The following is a 15,506-nucleotide window of genomic DNA, read 5'->3' as shown; positions in this document are numbered from 1 at the left end:
CCGAAACAATTTTGATGATCTGAAAACTATTTTCGTATAGGCTCCATCCGAGAAAAATGTTCCATCAGCTTTCGATGTATAAACAAGTAAGTACCCCCAGCCCGATGCAAAAAGATGTGTTCTACAGCACAATCCAAAAATCGAGAACAATTCCAGGGAATAATACCTTGACTAAAAAATACTAACCGTAAGGTGAAATGTCGTATACAAGCCTTACCCGCTTCATTCACCAACACACCCAGCCCGCCAAAGCCCACCAAAATAATTGGTAAAGCTATCAACTTACAGGTATTGTTCATATCTATCAGCGGAAACACTAGTTCACCTAATAGTGCCATTATCAGTCCAAAACTTAAGCCAACCCAACCTGCATTTAGTGCTGATCTCCAGATTCCCTGATTTGGAACCGTTCTAGTTTCGATCTCCGAACCAATCAATCCAAAACTCACACCCAAAACCAAACCAAACACCAACCCCCAAACCAATCCCAACAATATTCCTTCCCAACTTAAATATTTCGTTAGCCACGAACATAACCCCGAAGCTACTGCACCAATCACCGCCCCTATAGATCCTCTGATTAGCGTATGTTTGCTCACCAGACTCTTTGTGAAGGTAGTCAAAGAGACTTCAAACGTCTCAATTGTCTTAATTTCTCCTTTCCCAACCGCTAGATTCAACGCACCAATCGCAGCACCAAGCAATCCCAGCACTAAACCCCATGTTAATCCATCTCCCCAATTCCAGATCAAGCCACTCTTACAACTTAATCCCCCGCTTAAGCCACCCGTAAGTCCAAACACCAACCCACCAGTTAAGCTACCGATCAGTACAAGTCCAATCCGATAAAGGAAAGCTTTCTTACGCTGCTCTAACCAGTTAGGCTGCATACGCTCAATTAGAAAAGTTGTTTGAGATTCTCGACACATTTGCTGGGCTAATTGGACTAACCAGTGCATCATTTTTGCTTTTGGGTATCGCCTGCTGCACCGACTCCGACGCTGAAACATCTGTTGAATGTAAGCATTAAAAAGATGTCGGCGGCTTTCCTCCATTGAGCCAGCAAGAGGTATATCCTCAGGTGCTGTATTCTGATACGCCACACTCATCACACTCAGCATCAGAGGAGATCGGGCTAACTCTTGCAACGTCTGATCGTTCTGCAACAAGACTTTTAATGTGTTCAATTGATCGCCCGCTCGCTTCAAATATAAACTCACCTGCTCAGGCGTTAATGACTGGAGACAAATTGCTGTTTGTACTTGCAGGCGGGTAGAAAGCACTTCGTAGTCTTGGCAACGGCTACAGACCACTATCTCCGTCTGTCCATAATCTTGCATGAACTGATTGAGGGACTCGATGCATGCTTCCCGGCACTTTGCATTCACCTCATCCAACCCATCCAATAACAGCAACAATTGTTGATCTGCAACCCAAGCTTTCGCCAAACCTTTAGAAACTTGATACTTACTGTTCAATTCCTCAGTTAACCAGATTGAGATGGGTTTCTGCTTCAGTACCCAAGAAGACAGGTTCAGCACAACCGGAATTGGTTGGCTCATATCCTGTTCGATACAGGCAATCAAATCCTTTGCTAGCCTCAGCAAAGTAATGGTTTTTCCCGCTCCCGGTTCTCCCAGAATGAGTAAGGTTCGCCCCTCTCCCATTTGATGGAACACCTCAGCAACATTTTTAGTTTCCAGTAGGCATCGTTTAGATGCTTCCGGGATCTCCTGAAAATGCTGAAACGAATCTTTTAGCGCATCTAAACGTTCTTCCAGACCCAACTCAATCAAAACCTTGGCATGGAGGGACTTTTCCAAAACATCCTGAACCCAATACTTTTTAACCTTATTGAGTAAGACCTTCCGAAAGCGATAATCTTTCTGAGTGAAAGGCTTTACAGTGCTGATGGGTAATTGCTTCAACTTCTTGGGAATGCGATCGTAAACGGTCATGTTAAAAACCTGCACATCCTTTCCCTGAATAGCGTTGAAGACATTACTATCTCCCTGCACCTGCACATCCCCCAGCGATTGCTCCTGGCTAGACGGCTGCTCCCCCAAGTCATTCTGGTTCTGGTTCATAACAAACCGTCCCAGACTTTTGCCACAAGGTCTGCCACTTGCGTCACCAGAGCCGCCAACGTTAATACCCCACTCAGCCCTTGCTTTAGGGCCATCACCACCTCACTCACAAAGTTTTTGTCCGGCTTTGGCTTTTGTAATTCTTCCTGGAGCATGCCGATCTTTGACTCTGTGTCCTTCTTGGCGAACGAGCTCAGCGCATCCGTTGCCGAAACCTCCTTTTTTAGTTTCACTAATAATGCCAATGCCGCTTCCAGATCAGAATTGCCGCCACGACTGTGAGTACTAGTTTGGCTCAAGTTGACATTGCCTCTTGCCTGAATCGCGTTAAAGGGGTTATTGCTACCGCTAATTGTCACATTGCCGATCGCTTGGGATTGGCGCGATCGCGCTGGCGGTTTTGCACTCGCCGCCGAAACACGCTCTGGTTGTAACGACTGACTCACCATTTGAGCCCCAGACAAACGGGCACCACGGCGCTTTCGATTTTTCAGCACGGGCGTTGAGTACTCTGAACTACCTTCTAATGCGATCGCACTGCAACCAATTTTGTACGCTTCCTCATAGGGACTGCCAGCACCCAAGGCATCATAAAATCCTTCCGCAAACTGGACGGCTGACTTGTCTGCGATCGGCTGATTCATCCCAATCACACAATCCACGAACTGGTGAATTGCCGTTGCCTGAATCTCTGAGTAGCAGGCATTGAGCAAGACACACTCAATGTCACCCGTCTCAAAGATGCCGAATAATCCTGCCAGAGCTTCTGTACTCACAAGCTGCACTCTGCCAGCATCATTTTCCAGAACCAATCCCTGCTCTCCGGTGCCATGCCCCGAAAAGTGGACAATTTGCGCTTTGTGATCCAGCAATGCCCGCCGCAGATCTGTTGTCCGGACTGCCAGTTTCGCAGTGATTTGGAAGCGAACACGGTAGTGCGATCGTTGTAAAGCTTCCTCAATCCGCCGCACTTCCCCATCCAAACGCAACGGGTCTGAACCTGTATTACTGGGATTCGCAGTCAAAATGAGAATTTTGATCGGATTCATAAAGCACGTACCCTGGTATCGTTGTGTTGCAAAAAGTAGGGCTAGTACCGCAAGGCGGAAGTCAAAAGTCAAAAGTCAAAAGTCAAAAGTATTATGGGATGGGCTTTTTAGGGATTTTAAATGGTTGCCCTATTTACGCCGCGCTGTACTAGTCTGGTAGAAATGAGGTTGTGCCAATAATCTTGTCTTAAACTTAGTTCGTTAATGAACTCCAAAGAACCGTTTGAATGGCGTCATTTTTAATCCAAGATTATCCTCCTATGTGTAAAGTGCGGTAAAACCAGTTTTTTCTTTCCAATCCTTAAATAGATTTCACTAAAATCAACTTATGCACTTTCAGTAAACCAAAAAGTTTTTCCCTAGAGGCTAATTGCCGAATATTTTGTAGCATAATATACTTTTTTTGCCAAAAATTTTTTACCACTTGACATAGTATATATGTAAAATTACTTATGCTCAACTGGTTGGAAATTCTTGCATTTTGCACAAATCAAAATACATCAGATGAGCTTACCCTGCAAAACTCGCCCTTACTTGTTCTATCTGCCTCTGGCAGTTTGCAAAAACTCCACATATTTTGAAGCTGCCTCATCTGCATTTTCTATCAGCACTAGATGTCCTGCTTTGGGCAACTGGATCACTCTTGCACCAGTAATACACTCTTGCAGTCGATTAGCCCCACTAATGTCGTAAATCTTGTCCTCCTCGCCCCAAATAGTGAATGTGGGAAGTTGAGTTGGTACACCCTGACAGAGAATGTGATCATAGAGATTTACAATATCCCAAACCTGCTGGTAATGTTGGTTGCGAGTAATGTAATCGTTGACTTTCTCTGCGATGACAGAATCAGGAATCGTAGGAGGAGTGAAGAAAAGCAGGCTGATCTCCAGAGCAAACTGTTCTTTAGTAATTGGAATAAAGGGGTTGATGCCGAGTAAGATTGCTTCTTTGAAACTGTTTGCCCAATCAACAATGCCCAACGGTGAACCGATAAAGGCGACGCTACGTACCTGGTTTGGGTAACGTTGAGCATACAGGTGAGCGATCGCTCCTCCCATCGAGCTACCCGCTAGATCAAAAGACTTAATCCCCAATTTCTCCATCAACTCATGTAGGAGTGTTGTTTGGTTCTCCAGAGCATAGTCCCTCAAAGTAAAACCGTTACTGTTGCCATAGCCCGGTAAATCTGGGGCGATCGCCCGATAGCCCACAAGAGACAGCCGACACATCATGGTGTTCCACTGCTCCTTGTCGGCAAATAAACCATGCAACAGTAGAATCGAGCGCCCGTTTCCCACCTGGCTGTAGGACAGTGTACCGTTGCCGATCTGTGCAGTAAGACTTGCGATCGCGCAGCTTGAGGCAGGCGTTGCGCGATTCACAAACACATAGCCTATTGATCCGCTTAGTACCAGAATGACGATAAATAGTTGAATGATTAACTTTCTCATGGGTTGATGCTCTAAAATGGCTGGTGTAAGGGACTTTAGCACAACTTCCATCTGGTAAAACTTGAGGGTTAATCAACAGTTATTGATTTCCTCACAATTGCTAACAATTGCTCATCTTTAAGTTTGTTAGCAAATGTTAGTAAAAAAGGAACGGAGTCTTACCCACACAAGCTATGAACCAAACGTTATTCCATCTTGCCTTTCCCGTCACAGACATTGCCCAGACAAAAGCATATTATGTTGAAGGCTTAGGCTGCACTCCTGGACGGGAAAACCGCAACGCCCTAATTCTCAATCTCTACGGTCATCAACTGGTAGCTCATATTACAAAAGAACCGCTTACACCCCAACGTGGGATATACCCAAGACACTTTGGGCTAATTTTTACTTTAGAACATGATTGGGAGAACTTACTCGCAAGGGCGCAACAGCGACAACTCCTTTTTAAAGAAGAACCCAAACACCGCTTTGTTGGTTCTGCCTTAGAACATCGCACTTTCTTTTTAGAAGACCCTTTTTACAACTTAATGGAGTTAAAGTATTACCGTTATCCTGAAGCAATTTTTGGCAGTGCTGAGTATACGCAAATTGGCGATAGTGCCTTGCGCGGCTCCCTTTAGGAGCATCGCCTTTAAGGCTTAATATATTTTTTTAGCAGATTGTCCACAGACAGAATACTTTCCAGCACTGGGTTGTGTCTTTTGAATTTTGAATTTTGAATCTTGAATTCTGAATTTTGAATTGTCAACGCCTCCGCCACCGCCGCCAGACTTCCGGAATCGCTCAGCATCCAGGAGTGATTCAAAACTGGTACTATCACTTCGCGTCCCACAGGCATTTGCGAACTACTCGCAGGGACAATCATCAAATCATAAGGTGTCCAGATAGAGGTAAAATCAATCTGTCTTAACATCTCAACATCTTGATTCAAATCTTGCAACAGAACACTATCAGGACGCATTTGAATGCAACCAACACCTTGGCGACAGTAGGCAATCCAAGTGCCATGATGAGGTGATGAGATGGTAACAAACCGCTGCACGCGGTTGATTCCTCCCAGTCGTTGGACGTAATAGCGGCTAACAACACCCCCCATGCTGAAACCTACTAAATCCAAGGGTTGTTCTGGTTCAAAAGTCGCATCAATATAATCAGCCACTTGCTGAGCTAAGGTGTCAAGACCAATATTGCCATTATTTGGCACTAAATCTAGGTCATACACCGTCCAACCTCTCTGGTTCAAGTACGGAATCATATTGTCGAAAACTCGACCTGTATCAAAAATACCGTGTACCAATAGCACTGGATTTCGCTGTTTTTTGACGTTATTCATTTACTAAATAATGTTAAGTCCTATCTTTTTCTAATTTAGTCGAGTATAATCACCGTTTGCAAAAAAGCTATGACAGTCTCCGTATTGGTTTGAAGGGAACGCTTAACAGGGAACGCTTAACAGGAAACAGGGAACAGGGTGTTTCAAGAGTTGATACGCATATCTGAGAGTTCAAGTTAAGTTTTTTGAAGCAGAGTCTCAAAAAATTGCCTCAAGTTACAGTAAAATTTAATAATTAAGTCTGACTGTTTATTTGGTGGCGAGTGCCTGAAAGTAAAGAGTGAAAAGCACTAGCCCTGTTCACCTACAGCCAGTTTGTTATGAAAAAACCTATGAAGGCTGTCACCGTAACTGGTTGTACAGGCGAGTGGGTAAGTCAAGAATATCTTGAGAAAAATTAAAAATATTCCGTGATTTTCAATCGGATTACGGTCACATTCCAAGTATAAGAGGCAGGAGAATTTGTAATGATCGGTTTTATCAAAAATTTAATCAATGGGATTGTGAATTTCTTTAGTGGGCTTTTCAGTGGAAAGAAGAACGGCGGCTACTACCTCGAACTCGATGAAGCCGCCGAAGCAACCAAAGAAGCACTATCGAAAGCTCAGGAAGCCGTTGGATCAGTAGTCTCTAAAGCTCAAGAAGCCGTTGAACCAGTCACATCCAAAGCTCAAGAAGCAGTTGGATCAGTAGTCTCGAAAGCTCAAGAAGCCGTTGAACCACTCACATCCAAGCCTCAAGGAACGGTTAAACTAGGCGGACCCAAAGCCCAAGAAGCCGTTAAACCACCCGCACCCAAGCCTCAAGAAGCCGTTAAACCACCCGCACCCAAGCCTCAAGAAGCCGTTAAACCAGGCGGATCCAAGGCTAAGAAAACGCCTAAGCCTGCCCCAAAACAAGCAGACACAAACAATGGAACAAAAGATGCTGCTGCTAAGGGAAGACCTAATGTTCAGTTAACACAGGGTGCAGTTGCTGCTAAGCCTGAGCCTGTGAACTCACAAAAAGCCAAAGCAATAATTCAAAAGGAGCCAGCTGAAACGACTTTTGCACCAAAATATCTTGCTGTACCTAATACTAGCAATGGTCGTCGTCGTCCCGGTGCGAACATGAGTTCTTTTTTAGACATGGCAAATCAAGTGAAAACCTCTAAGTAGCCTTTGGATTTTTTTTAGGGTGGGCGTTGCTCACCCTACTATTAATTGATAAGATTTATAAAAAAGTAACTATTTATATATAAAAGTATTCAGTATTAGATCTAAAGCTGTCCCCGCAAAAGATATACTATTTTCAGTTTGCGCAATTGAATGCCACCGATTCTAACTGTGCAGCCACAACAGATAAGGCAACAATTGGGGCTGTGACTGCTCGCAAGATGCGACGTCCGAGGGAAACAGGTTGAAATCCAGCGTCAATAGCATACTTCAATTCTTTATCTGTCCATCCTCCCTCTGGTCCAGTGGCAATGATAATCTCAGATGTTGTAGAAACTTGATTGATTGCCTCTGTTAAATGAGGATAACTGCCACGAGCCTCACAAATGTAACAGTAATTTGCTGTCCCTGTGGCAAGACTAGCACTAAAAGAAATAGGTTCTAATATTGTAGGCACAAAAGAACGCTCTGATTGCTCAGCAGCTTCTTGTGCAATGCGCAGCCAGCGTTGGAGTTTTTGAGGACTCGGATCAAGTAAAGTGCGATCGCTCACAACCGGGGCAATAACCGCGACTCCCAACTCAGTACAACACCGCACCACATCATCAAATCCATTTCCTTTGGGCAAGGCTACCATCAACGTTATGGATATGGGTAACTCCGTTTCCACCGTTAGCGACTCTAAAATTTGTGCTTTTTCTCCTTCCAACTGCGCCAACCACCATTTCCCCTTGCCATTTATTGCAATAAAGCGATCGCCCTCGCGCAAGCGCAAAACACGTTCCAGATAATGTTGTTGCTCTTTCGTCAGCAATATTTGTTCTTGTTGAAGTTGGGATGGTGCTATTGCGATTCGTTGCAGTTGTGACATGATATCAACAGGGAACGCTTAACAGGGAACAGTAAACAGTGAACAAGGGGTGGACAAGTCCGTTTCCTACCTGATAACTGGTAACTGATAACTGATAACTGATAACTGATAACTGATAACTGATAACTGAATAACTATTAACCAAGCTTATCAAACAACTTAAACATAGGCAGGTACATAGAGAGCAAAATCGTACCAATCATCCCCCCCAAAACGACAATCATAATCGGTTCCAAAATGCTGGTTAGTGCTTTGACTGTTTGTTCGACTTCGTCTTCGTAGAAATCAGCAATTTTCATCAACATAACATCTAATTCACCAGTTTCTTCTCCGATACTAATCATCTGAATTGCCATTGGAGGAAAAACTTTCTCTTTTTGCAAGGCAATGCTAATCATACCTCCTTGTTGAATTTCTACACGTGCAGTATCAATAGCCTTAGCAACCACCTGGTTTCCTGAGGTATCCCGCACAATTTCCAACGAAGTCAGAATTGGTACTCCTGAACGAGTCAAAGAACCAAAGGTACGGCTAAAACGTGCGATGGATGATTTTTGGATTAACTCACCAAACAACGGCATCTTCAGTAAAAGACGGTCTATGGTTTCACGTCCAGCCTGACTTTTGTAGTATAGTCGGTAGGCGATACCTGCTGTAATAACGCCGATAATCACCAAAAGGTAACTACTTCTTAACACTTGACTTACCAGTAGCATAAATTGTGTAAAAGCAGGTAACTCAGTACCCAATTCTTTATAAATATTGGCAAAAATAGGGATGATAAAAATCGTCATAGCAAGAAAGATGGCGATCGCCAAAAATCCCACAACAACAGGATAAGCCAATGCTGACTTAATTTGGTTTTGTAATCGAGCAATATCCTCCAACAACTTGGCTAAACGATTTAGCACTTCATCCAAAACACCACCGACTTCCCCAGCCTCAACCATACTGACATATAAACCATCAAAGCAATCAGGATATTTCCGCATCGCCTCAGAAAGATTCATTCCACTTTGTACATCAATATTAATACCCAAAATCGCTTGTTTCAGTTTAGGATTGCTACACTGCTGGGCTAACACACTCAGACTTCTCACAATTGCTACTCCTGCATTCACCAAAGCAGCAAATTGACGAGAAAATACGGCTTTATCCTTCACGGAAACATACATAAATTTGGTTTGAAGTTGTTGAAAGTCAAAGCCTTGAGATTCTTTTTTGATATCTTGTACAATATAACCCTGTTGTCTAAGATAAATACGAGCTTGAGCTAAGGAATTAGCCACAACTTTTTCTCTTTTCGATTTTCCTCGCGAGTCCCTAACACGAGCAACAAATGTTGGCATATAAAGCAATTCAAAATTCAAAATTTAAAATTTAAAATTAAAAAAAATAAACCCACTACCTCCCAACCATCCTGCTTGTTGATTGAAAATGCCCCTTCTTCCCTGTTAAGCGTTCCCTGTTAAGCGTTCCCTGTTAAGCGTTCCCTGTGTTTTAATATGCTTTGACTGCTACTCCTGCTCTTGTTCCAGCTAGTAGTGCTGCACTACCGATAAGACGCTTAATCTCATCCGGCTTAGAAGTTTTAGACATTGCATCTTCCAAAGAGATAACTCCTGCCTTATAGAAATCTGCTAAAACCTTTTCTAAAGTCTGCATCCCCATTTTTCCACCAATTTGAATAGCAGAGTAAATTTGAGATGTTTTTCCTTCACGAATTAAGTTAGAAATAGCAGGAGTCACAACCATAATTTCTTGAGCCATCACTTGACCAAATTCACCCGCTTTTGGATTCTTTCGAGGAACCAAAGTTTGACTAAATACCGCCACCAGTGAATTCGACAACTGCACTCGCACTTGAGTTTGTTTTTCGGATGGAAAAACGTCAATAATTCTATCTACAGTTTGTGCTGCTGAACTCGTGTGCAAAGTTCCAAAAACCAAGTGTCCTGTTTCCGCTGCGGAAATCGCCAAGGAAATAGTTTCCAAATCGCGCATTTCACCCACCAAAATGATATCTGGATCTTCCCGCAATGCTGCTCTTAAAGCATTGGCAAAACTTTTTGTATCCTCGCCAAGTTGCCTTTGATGAATCACACTTTTAATCGGTTCATACACAAATTCAATTGGATCTTCTACCGTCAAAATATGCTCTGAGCGAGTGCGATTAATTAAGTCAATAACAGCAGCCAGGGTAGTTGTTTTACCAGAACCTGTAGGACCAGTTACCAAAATTAATCCCCTTGGTTTTTCTGACATTTCTCGTACAACATCTGGCAAACCTAATTTTTCAAAGTTTGGAGTTTTGGAACTTAACGCCCGCAAACAAGCGGCATAAGCACCACGTTCTTTGTAAACATTAACCCTAAAACGAGCCAATCCCTTCATACCATAAGAACAATCTAACTCCCAATTTTCCTCTAAGATTCGACGCTGGGAGTTATTGAGCATACTGAAAATCAACCATTGACACTGATCTGCTGACAATGGCTGTTTGCCAATAGGTATCAGTTTGCCACTGAGGCGAAAGTAAGGAGGCAAACCTGCGGATAAATGCATATCCGATCCACCCATTTCTATCAACTTCTCCATCAAATCTTCAATCATAATTTCCATTTTATAACTTCCTTTATTCCAAACTAATGATTAATGACTAATAACTAATGACTATTGACTATAGCAATCCGAAATCGTTTGTAAAATTCTAATTCTCTCTTCTCTCTTTTCTTGGCGTCCTTAGCGCGCCAGGTGCTTCAAGTCGGCGGAGCCGCCCAACGCACTGGCTTGTCTTTGCGGTATGCGCTAAGGCGCACGCTACGCGAACGTTTAAGTATTTTTTTGCTGGGAAAAGAGTAACTACTCTTGAAACCGTGGTGTCATACAGTATGGACAATGTAGCCATTCAGGTTCCAGTCCAGCGTGACAACTCCGACAAGTCAGACTGATCTTACGTTTAGCTTTCAACTCTGCTTCCAAACCCGTATCAGTAAACGTGACTCGTTCTACTTCTTCTAAAGTGGTGTAACCTTGACGTACTAAGTCCAAACTGTAAGCCAGTAGAGTTTTCATCCCTTCTTCCACTGCCACTTCTTTGATCCGTTCCGTTGGTGCGTCTTCGGTAATCAAGGCTTGCAGGCGTTCTGTGATTCGCATAACTTCATAAACACCACAACGTCCCTTGTAGCCAACGCCATGACACTCTGGGCAAAGCTGATCATTTGCCTTCGCTTGATGAATTTGCTCTAAAGTTAAGGTATTTGCCTTATAAAAAGTAACACCCACTTGTTGGCTTGCTGATAAGCCGTAGCGAGCAAGTTCTGTTGTGGTGGGAGTGTAGGGAATGCAACAACTGGGACAGACACGCCGTACTAAGCGCTGTGCTAATACACCAATCAGAGAACCAGAAATCATGAAAGACTCAATGCCCATTTCTGCCAAACGGGCGATCGCCCCAGGCGCATCATTCGTATGCAAAGTTGTCAAAACCAAGTGACCAGTTAATGCTGCCTCAATTGCCGTTTTAGCCGTTTCCTTGTCTCGCGTCTCACCCACCAGAAGCACATCGGGATCTTGGCGCAAAAAAGCCCGTAAAGTTGTCGCAAAATCCAGACCTTTTTCCCGAATCACCTGCACTTGAGTAATTCCAGGTAAACTGTACTCAATTGGATCTTCCACCGTACAAATATTGATGCCTGAAGAGTTCAGTTCCGAAAGTGCCGAGTACAACGTTGTTGTTTTACCAGAACCAGTCGGTCCTGTCACCAAAATCAACCCAAAGGGACGACTGACCATATCCTTGACAATTTGCAAAGTTTCTGGTTCAGTAATGAGCTGATCCAATCCCAATTGGGTTGCAGAGTTATCCAAAATTCGTAGTACGATTTTTTCCCCGTAGCGACTGGGCAAGGTACTGACGCGGAAGTCCAGCTTTCGTCCCTCAAACACTCGTCTGATGCGTCCATCTTGAGGTAAACGCCGTTCAGCAATATCTAGGTTGGCAATAATTTTGAAACGAGTTGTCACAGCAGGAATGATTTTTTTGGGCAGAGGATCGAAAGCCTGACGCAGCACACCATCCTTACGAAAACGAATGAGTAAGTTTTCTTCCTGCGGTTCTACGTGAATATCAGAAACCATCTCGTGTAGTGCTTTTGCGAGGATTCTGTTAACTAAATTGATAATCGGGGCGTCCTCAGCACCCTTCATTGCTGCGCCTAAGTCAGCTTCCTTATCTTCAGGTACATCATCTAAATTGAGATTGTCTAGATTTTCTAAGTCCTGATTAATATCTGTAAACTTTTCCTGTTCTAAGTGCTTTTGCCGAACAGTCGCCTCATCCAAATATTGGTTAATGAGTTGCTGGTAATCCTCTTGAGTAATCACCATCCGCTGCAAAGTCCATCCCTGTAGACGCAAGATGCGGTTCAAATCATCCGAAGCTTCTAAATTATCCGGATCTACCATCGCTACCAAAACTGAGGGTGGATTTTGCTCTGCATTCTTTGCTAGTGGTACCAAGTGATGGCGACGACAGATATCTACTGGGATAAGGGTATCAATCAGTTGACTCATTCTTGTTGTGCCAACCTGACTCACCTCTAAATCAAGAGATTCAACACCGTATAATATTTTGAGTTCAAATAGCTGCTGCTTTTTATGTAACCTATACAGTTCTGGTGACAACTGTCGTCCAGAAATAGATTCCAGCACTTGTGTCAGAGATCTGCCAGACTTGCGACTTTCAATCAGTGCTTGTCTCATCTGTTCGCTATTGACAAAACCAGATTGCACTAGTTTGTTGCCAAAGGGCGAGAACTGAGATCTTACAGTAACAGCAGTACTACGCCTTTGTGGTAACGACTGAGCCATATATGAGAAATTAGTCACGGAAACTCTAATTAGAGTATTCCCATGCTGTGAGATAGAATTGACATCTACACTGATAATAATTGAGACATTTTTTATAAAATGACTACCGATTGAGACTAGGATCAACCTTCTTTAAGTAAGCTCGAAAGATTTGATGTGCGGTTTTGTGGTCGCCTTTTGGGGTAAGGTCACACAACAACCATAAAGCTTTACTTTGATAACATCTCGGTTTATCTGTCGCAATTAACCGACCAAGGTGTTCACAATTCCAACCAGGAAAAGTGTACTCCCAATCAGCAAAAACATGAAGGGCTTGTTTGAGCCGCTCAATTGTTCGCTCTGGCTCAAAAGCAATGTGGTCAATACCGGCAACAAATTTTGCCTCTTTTCTCTCAAATGGACATAACCCACGACCTGTATCAAAAATATGTGTATCTGATAGACCAATCCCATAATGCCAAAATGGGTCAGATGGATTTTGCCAGTTGAGTAAACGCCCGTATCGCTCACTTGAGGAGTTCACGAGACACTCAATTTCTTTTATTCTGTTTTCGACTTGTTCTACAGACAACGACATACCTGAAGAGGAATTTACTAACTGCTGCTCATCAAGTTAACAGGTCGCCCTAAGGAATCGCCATCCTTGTTAAAGGTGCGGACGCCAGATACCTTTCTAAGTGTTGTGAGAATGTTGAAAACTCAATACTTGATGTAAATTGCTCAATAGCGGCGATAGCGAAGCGCTGCCGCCAAAGGCGGATCGCATCTAATATATCTTGTAAATAATCCTCCAATTGCCGTCTGGTCATAGATAGACCACTTCTGTCAAAATCCGCTCTCCGATACGCGGCTTTAGTCCCGCTTTATGCACCAAATCAACTTTTACTCCAAGGTTGTCTGAGAGATAGTTTTCTAAATTGACAAACTTCAACAAACTAGGTGTTTCAGAGAACTCTACCAACACATCGACATCACTCGTTTCAGTCTGTTGTTCTCTTATATAGGAACCGAAAATACCCAATTCGCTAACTTTGTACCGTTCCTGCAACACTGGTTTGTGCTGAATCAACCATCGCCTAATTTCTTCCAGCGTCTTCATGCTGCCAAACCCTCATTTAGTACACTAACTCCCTTTACAGTAATCGAAGCAGAAAGCTTACATCACCGCAATGCACCAATTGCGTTATTGCAATTTTTGTAAGGTGGGCACTGCCTAGGGTTCGCTCAAAACCTTATTTTTACGTTGTGGGCAGTGCCCACCCTACGGTTACTCTAAACTGATTCTGGCTTGCTTACAGAGCAGCCAAACAGGTAAAAACAAGTTTGGGTTATAATATTGTCTTTGACAAATCAATTGTCTTGTGACGATTCAAGTTCTTCATACGGCAGAATAACGGTGTCAACGATATGTTATATCTCCAGTAGTCCAAAGCCTTGGATCTATGAGTAATCAATAGTGTAATGACTAAAAACTAATGACTAACAGTTTAGAGGCTCAACTTTTAGAACTGCGAGAGGAAGGAGAAAAAGCGATCGCCGCCGCTGATACGCTAGAACGTTTGGAGGAACTTAGAGTCAGCTACCTCGGGAAAAAAGGTCAACTTGGGGCGCTGTTGCGAAGTATGGGACAACTGAGTGCGGAGGAACGACCAAAAATTGGGGTGATCGCCAACACAGTCAAAGAAGCCCTACAAAACAGTCTAGACCAGCAACGTGCAACCTTGGAAGGGGCGAAAATTCAGGCACAGCTTGAAGCTGAAACATTGGATGTAACAATGCCAGGAATTTACCGTCCTCAAGGTCGTGTTCATCCCCTCAATGGCATCATCGACAAAGCTTTGGATATCTTTGTTGGGTTGGGCTACACCGTAGCTACTGGACCAGAGATGGAAACAGATTACTACAATTTTGAAGCTCTGAACACCCCACCCGACCACCCCGCCCGTGATATGCAGGATACTTTTTACCTGCCAGACGGGAATCTGCTGCGGACTCATACCTCGTCTGTACAAATTCGTTACATGGAAACTGAGGAACCGCCCATCCGGGTGGTTGCGCCAGGGCGAGTTTACCGAAGAGATAACGTAGATGCGACTCACTCCGCAGTTTTCCACCAAATAGAACTTTTAGCAATTGACGAAGGACTGACGTTTACTGATCTTAAAGGCACTATTAAGGTATTTTTGGAGGCGATGTTTGGTGAGTTGCCAATTCGCTTCCGCGCCAGTTATTTCCCGTTTACCGAACCTTCTGCTGAAGTTGATTTGCAGTGGAATGGTCGCTGGTTGGAAGTTATGGGTTGCGGTATGGTCGATCCAAATGTGCTCAAAGCCGTGGGGTATGATCCGGAAGTGTATACTGGGTTTGCCGCTGGTTTTGGTGTAGAACGCTTCGCGATGGTTTTACACCAAATTGATGATATTCGCCGTTTGTACGCAAGCGACCTTCGCTTTTTGCGTCAGTTTTAGAGTTTTAGTTTCAAAGGAAAAATAGACTTCTTGCATAAGCCACTAATTGCCTTCAGACTATAAACTTGAGATTACACAGACAAAGCCTGCAAAAGCAGGCTTTTGAAGTTTTCTCTTATTTAGCTTCAGCAGTTTAGCTTTGTTCGCCGTAGACAGTGATAAGAAACGTCAACGGGCTCAACCTGAAGGGCAGAAATAATAAGTCGGCTTAACTGGTA

The 15,506-nt window shown here is 43.5% G+C and carries 15 protein-coding genes; 3 read left to right on the top strand and 12 right to left on the bottom strand.

What is annotated here, in order from left to right; all coding sequences use genetic code 11:
* Positions 1 to 26: 26 nt before the first annotated feature.
* The 4 genes from AC5JM2_RS32095 to AC5JM2_RS32080 form a co-directional block, all read right to left on the bottom strand.
* Positions 27 to 2,087 (bottom strand): NACHT domain-containing protein, encoded by a 2,061-nt coding sequence (locus AC5JM2_RS32095; RefSeq protein ID WP_495839622.1) that lies wholly within the window; start codon positions 2,085 to 2,087, stop codon positions 27 to 29.
* Positions 2,084 to 3,136, bottom strand: a complete 1,053-nt coding sequence (locus tag AC5JM2_RS32090; RefSeq protein WP_495839620.1) for a CHAT domain-containing protein — start codon at positions 3,134 to 3,136, stop codon at positions 2,084 to 2,086. Before AC5JM2_RS32090 ends, AC5JM2_RS32095 begins: the two co-directional genes overlap by 4 nt.
* A 539-nt stretch (positions 3,137 to 3,675) precedes the next feature.
* Complete coding sequence (locus AC5JM2_RS32085) at positions 3,676 to 4,368, bottom strand: alpha/beta fold hydrolase (protein WP_495839618.1); 693 nt, start codon at positions 4,366 to 4,368, stop codon at positions 3,676 to 3,678.
* Positions 4,298 to 4,663 (bottom strand): hypothetical protein, encoded by a 366-nt coding sequence (locus tag AC5JM2_RS32080; protein ID WP_495839616.1) that lies wholly within the window; start codon positions 4,661 to 4,663, stop codon positions 4,298 to 4,300. Before AC5JM2_RS32080 ends, AC5JM2_RS32085 begins: the two co-directional genes overlap by 71 nt.
* Before the next feature lie 97 nt (positions 4,664 to 4,760).
* Here AC5JM2_RS32080 and AC5JM2_RS32075 point away from each other — a divergent pair, with 97 nt between their 5' ends.
* Positions 4,761 to 5,207: a VOC family protein gene (locus tag AC5JM2_RS32075; RefSeq protein ID WP_495839614.1), complete on the top strand. Its 447-nt coding sequence runs from the start codon at positions 4,761 to 4,763 to the stop codon at positions 5,205 to 5,207.
* A gap of 11 nt (positions 5,208 to 5,218) precedes the next feature.
* Here AC5JM2_RS32075 and AC5JM2_RS32070 read toward each other — a convergent pair whose 3' ends face one another.
* Positions 5,219 to 5,920, bottom strand: a complete 702-nt coding sequence (locus AC5JM2_RS32070) for an esterase/lipase family protein (RefSeq protein ID WP_495839612.1) — start codon at positions 5,918 to 5,920, stop codon at positions 5,219 to 5,221.
* Between the two features lie 467 nt (positions 5,921 to 6,387).
* Here AC5JM2_RS32070 and AC5JM2_RS32065 point away from each other — a divergent pair, with 467 nt between their 5' ends.
* Positions 6,388 to 7,077 (top strand): hypothetical protein, encoded by a 690-nt coding sequence (locus tag AC5JM2_RS32065; RefSeq protein ID WP_495839610.1) that lies wholly within the window; start codon positions 6,388 to 6,390, stop codon positions 7,075 to 7,077.
* A 133-nt stretch (positions 7,078 to 7,210) separates the two neighbouring features.
* Here the strand turns inward: AC5JM2_RS32065 and AC5JM2_RS32060 are convergent, their stop codons facing one another.
* The 7 genes from AC5JM2_RS32060 to AC5JM2_RS32030 form a co-directional block, all read right to left on the bottom strand.
* Entirely contained in the window at positions 7,211 to 7,945 is a 735-nt protein-coding gene (locus AC5JM2_RS32060; protein WP_495839609.1) for a 16S rRNA (uracil(1498)-N(3))-methyltransferase, read from the bottom strand.
* A gap of 137 nt (positions 7,946 to 8,082) precedes the next feature.
* Positions 8,083 to 9,294, bottom strand: coding sequence for a type II secretion system F family protein (locus AC5JM2_RS32055; protein ID WP_495839608.1), 1,212 nt, complete (start codon positions 9,292 to 9,294; stop codon positions 8,083 to 8,085).
* Positions 9,295 to 9,445: 151 nt separating this feature from the next.
* A complete protein-coding gene (locus AC5JM2_RS32050; RefSeq protein ID WP_495839606.1) occupies positions 9,446 to 10,567 on the bottom strand; it encodes a type IV pilus twitching motility protein PilT in 1,122 nt (373 codons plus the stop codon).
* A 240-nt stretch (positions 10,568 to 10,807) separates the two neighbouring features.
* Positions 10,808 to 12,820, bottom strand: a complete 2,013-nt coding sequence (locus AC5JM2_RS32045) for a GspE/PulE family protein (protein ID WP_495839678.1) — start codon at positions 12,818 to 12,820, stop codon at positions 10,808 to 10,810.
* Between the two features lie 103 nt (positions 12,821 to 12,923).
* Positions 12,924 to 13,343, bottom strand: a complete 420-nt coding sequence (locus tag AC5JM2_RS32040; RefSeq protein WP_495839604.1) for a hypothetical protein — start codon at positions 13,341 to 13,343, stop codon at positions 12,924 to 12,926.
* A gap of 103 nt (positions 13,344 to 13,446) precedes the next feature.
* Positions 13,447 to 13,629 (bottom strand): ribonuclease HepT family protein, encoded by a 183-nt coding sequence (locus AC5JM2_RS32035; RefSeq protein WP_495839602.1) that lies wholly within the window; start codon positions 13,627 to 13,629, stop codon positions 13,447 to 13,449.
* Entirely contained in the window at positions 13,626 to 13,919 is a 294-nt protein-coding gene (locus tag AC5JM2_RS32030; RefSeq protein WP_495839600.1) for a nucleotidyltransferase family protein, read from the bottom strand. Before AC5JM2_RS32030 ends, AC5JM2_RS32035 begins: the two co-directional genes overlap by 4 nt.
* Before the next feature lie 376 nt (positions 13,920 to 14,295).
* Between AC5JM2_RS32030 and pheS the strand changes: the two genes are divergently transcribed.
* Positions 14,296 to 15,288 (top strand): phenylalanine--tRNA ligase subunit alpha, encoded by a 993-nt coding sequence (gene pheS / locus AC5JM2_RS32025; RefSeq protein WP_495839598.1) that lies wholly within the window; start codon positions 14,296 to 14,298, stop codon positions 15,286 to 15,288.
* The last annotated feature ends 218 nt before the right edge of the window (positions 15,289 to 15,506 follow it).

The sequence above is a fragment of the Brasilonema angustatum genome (genome assembly GCF_059505445.1).
Note: the sequence above shows the minus strand (reverse complement) of the source record. Positions and strands in the feature narration are given on the sequence as shown.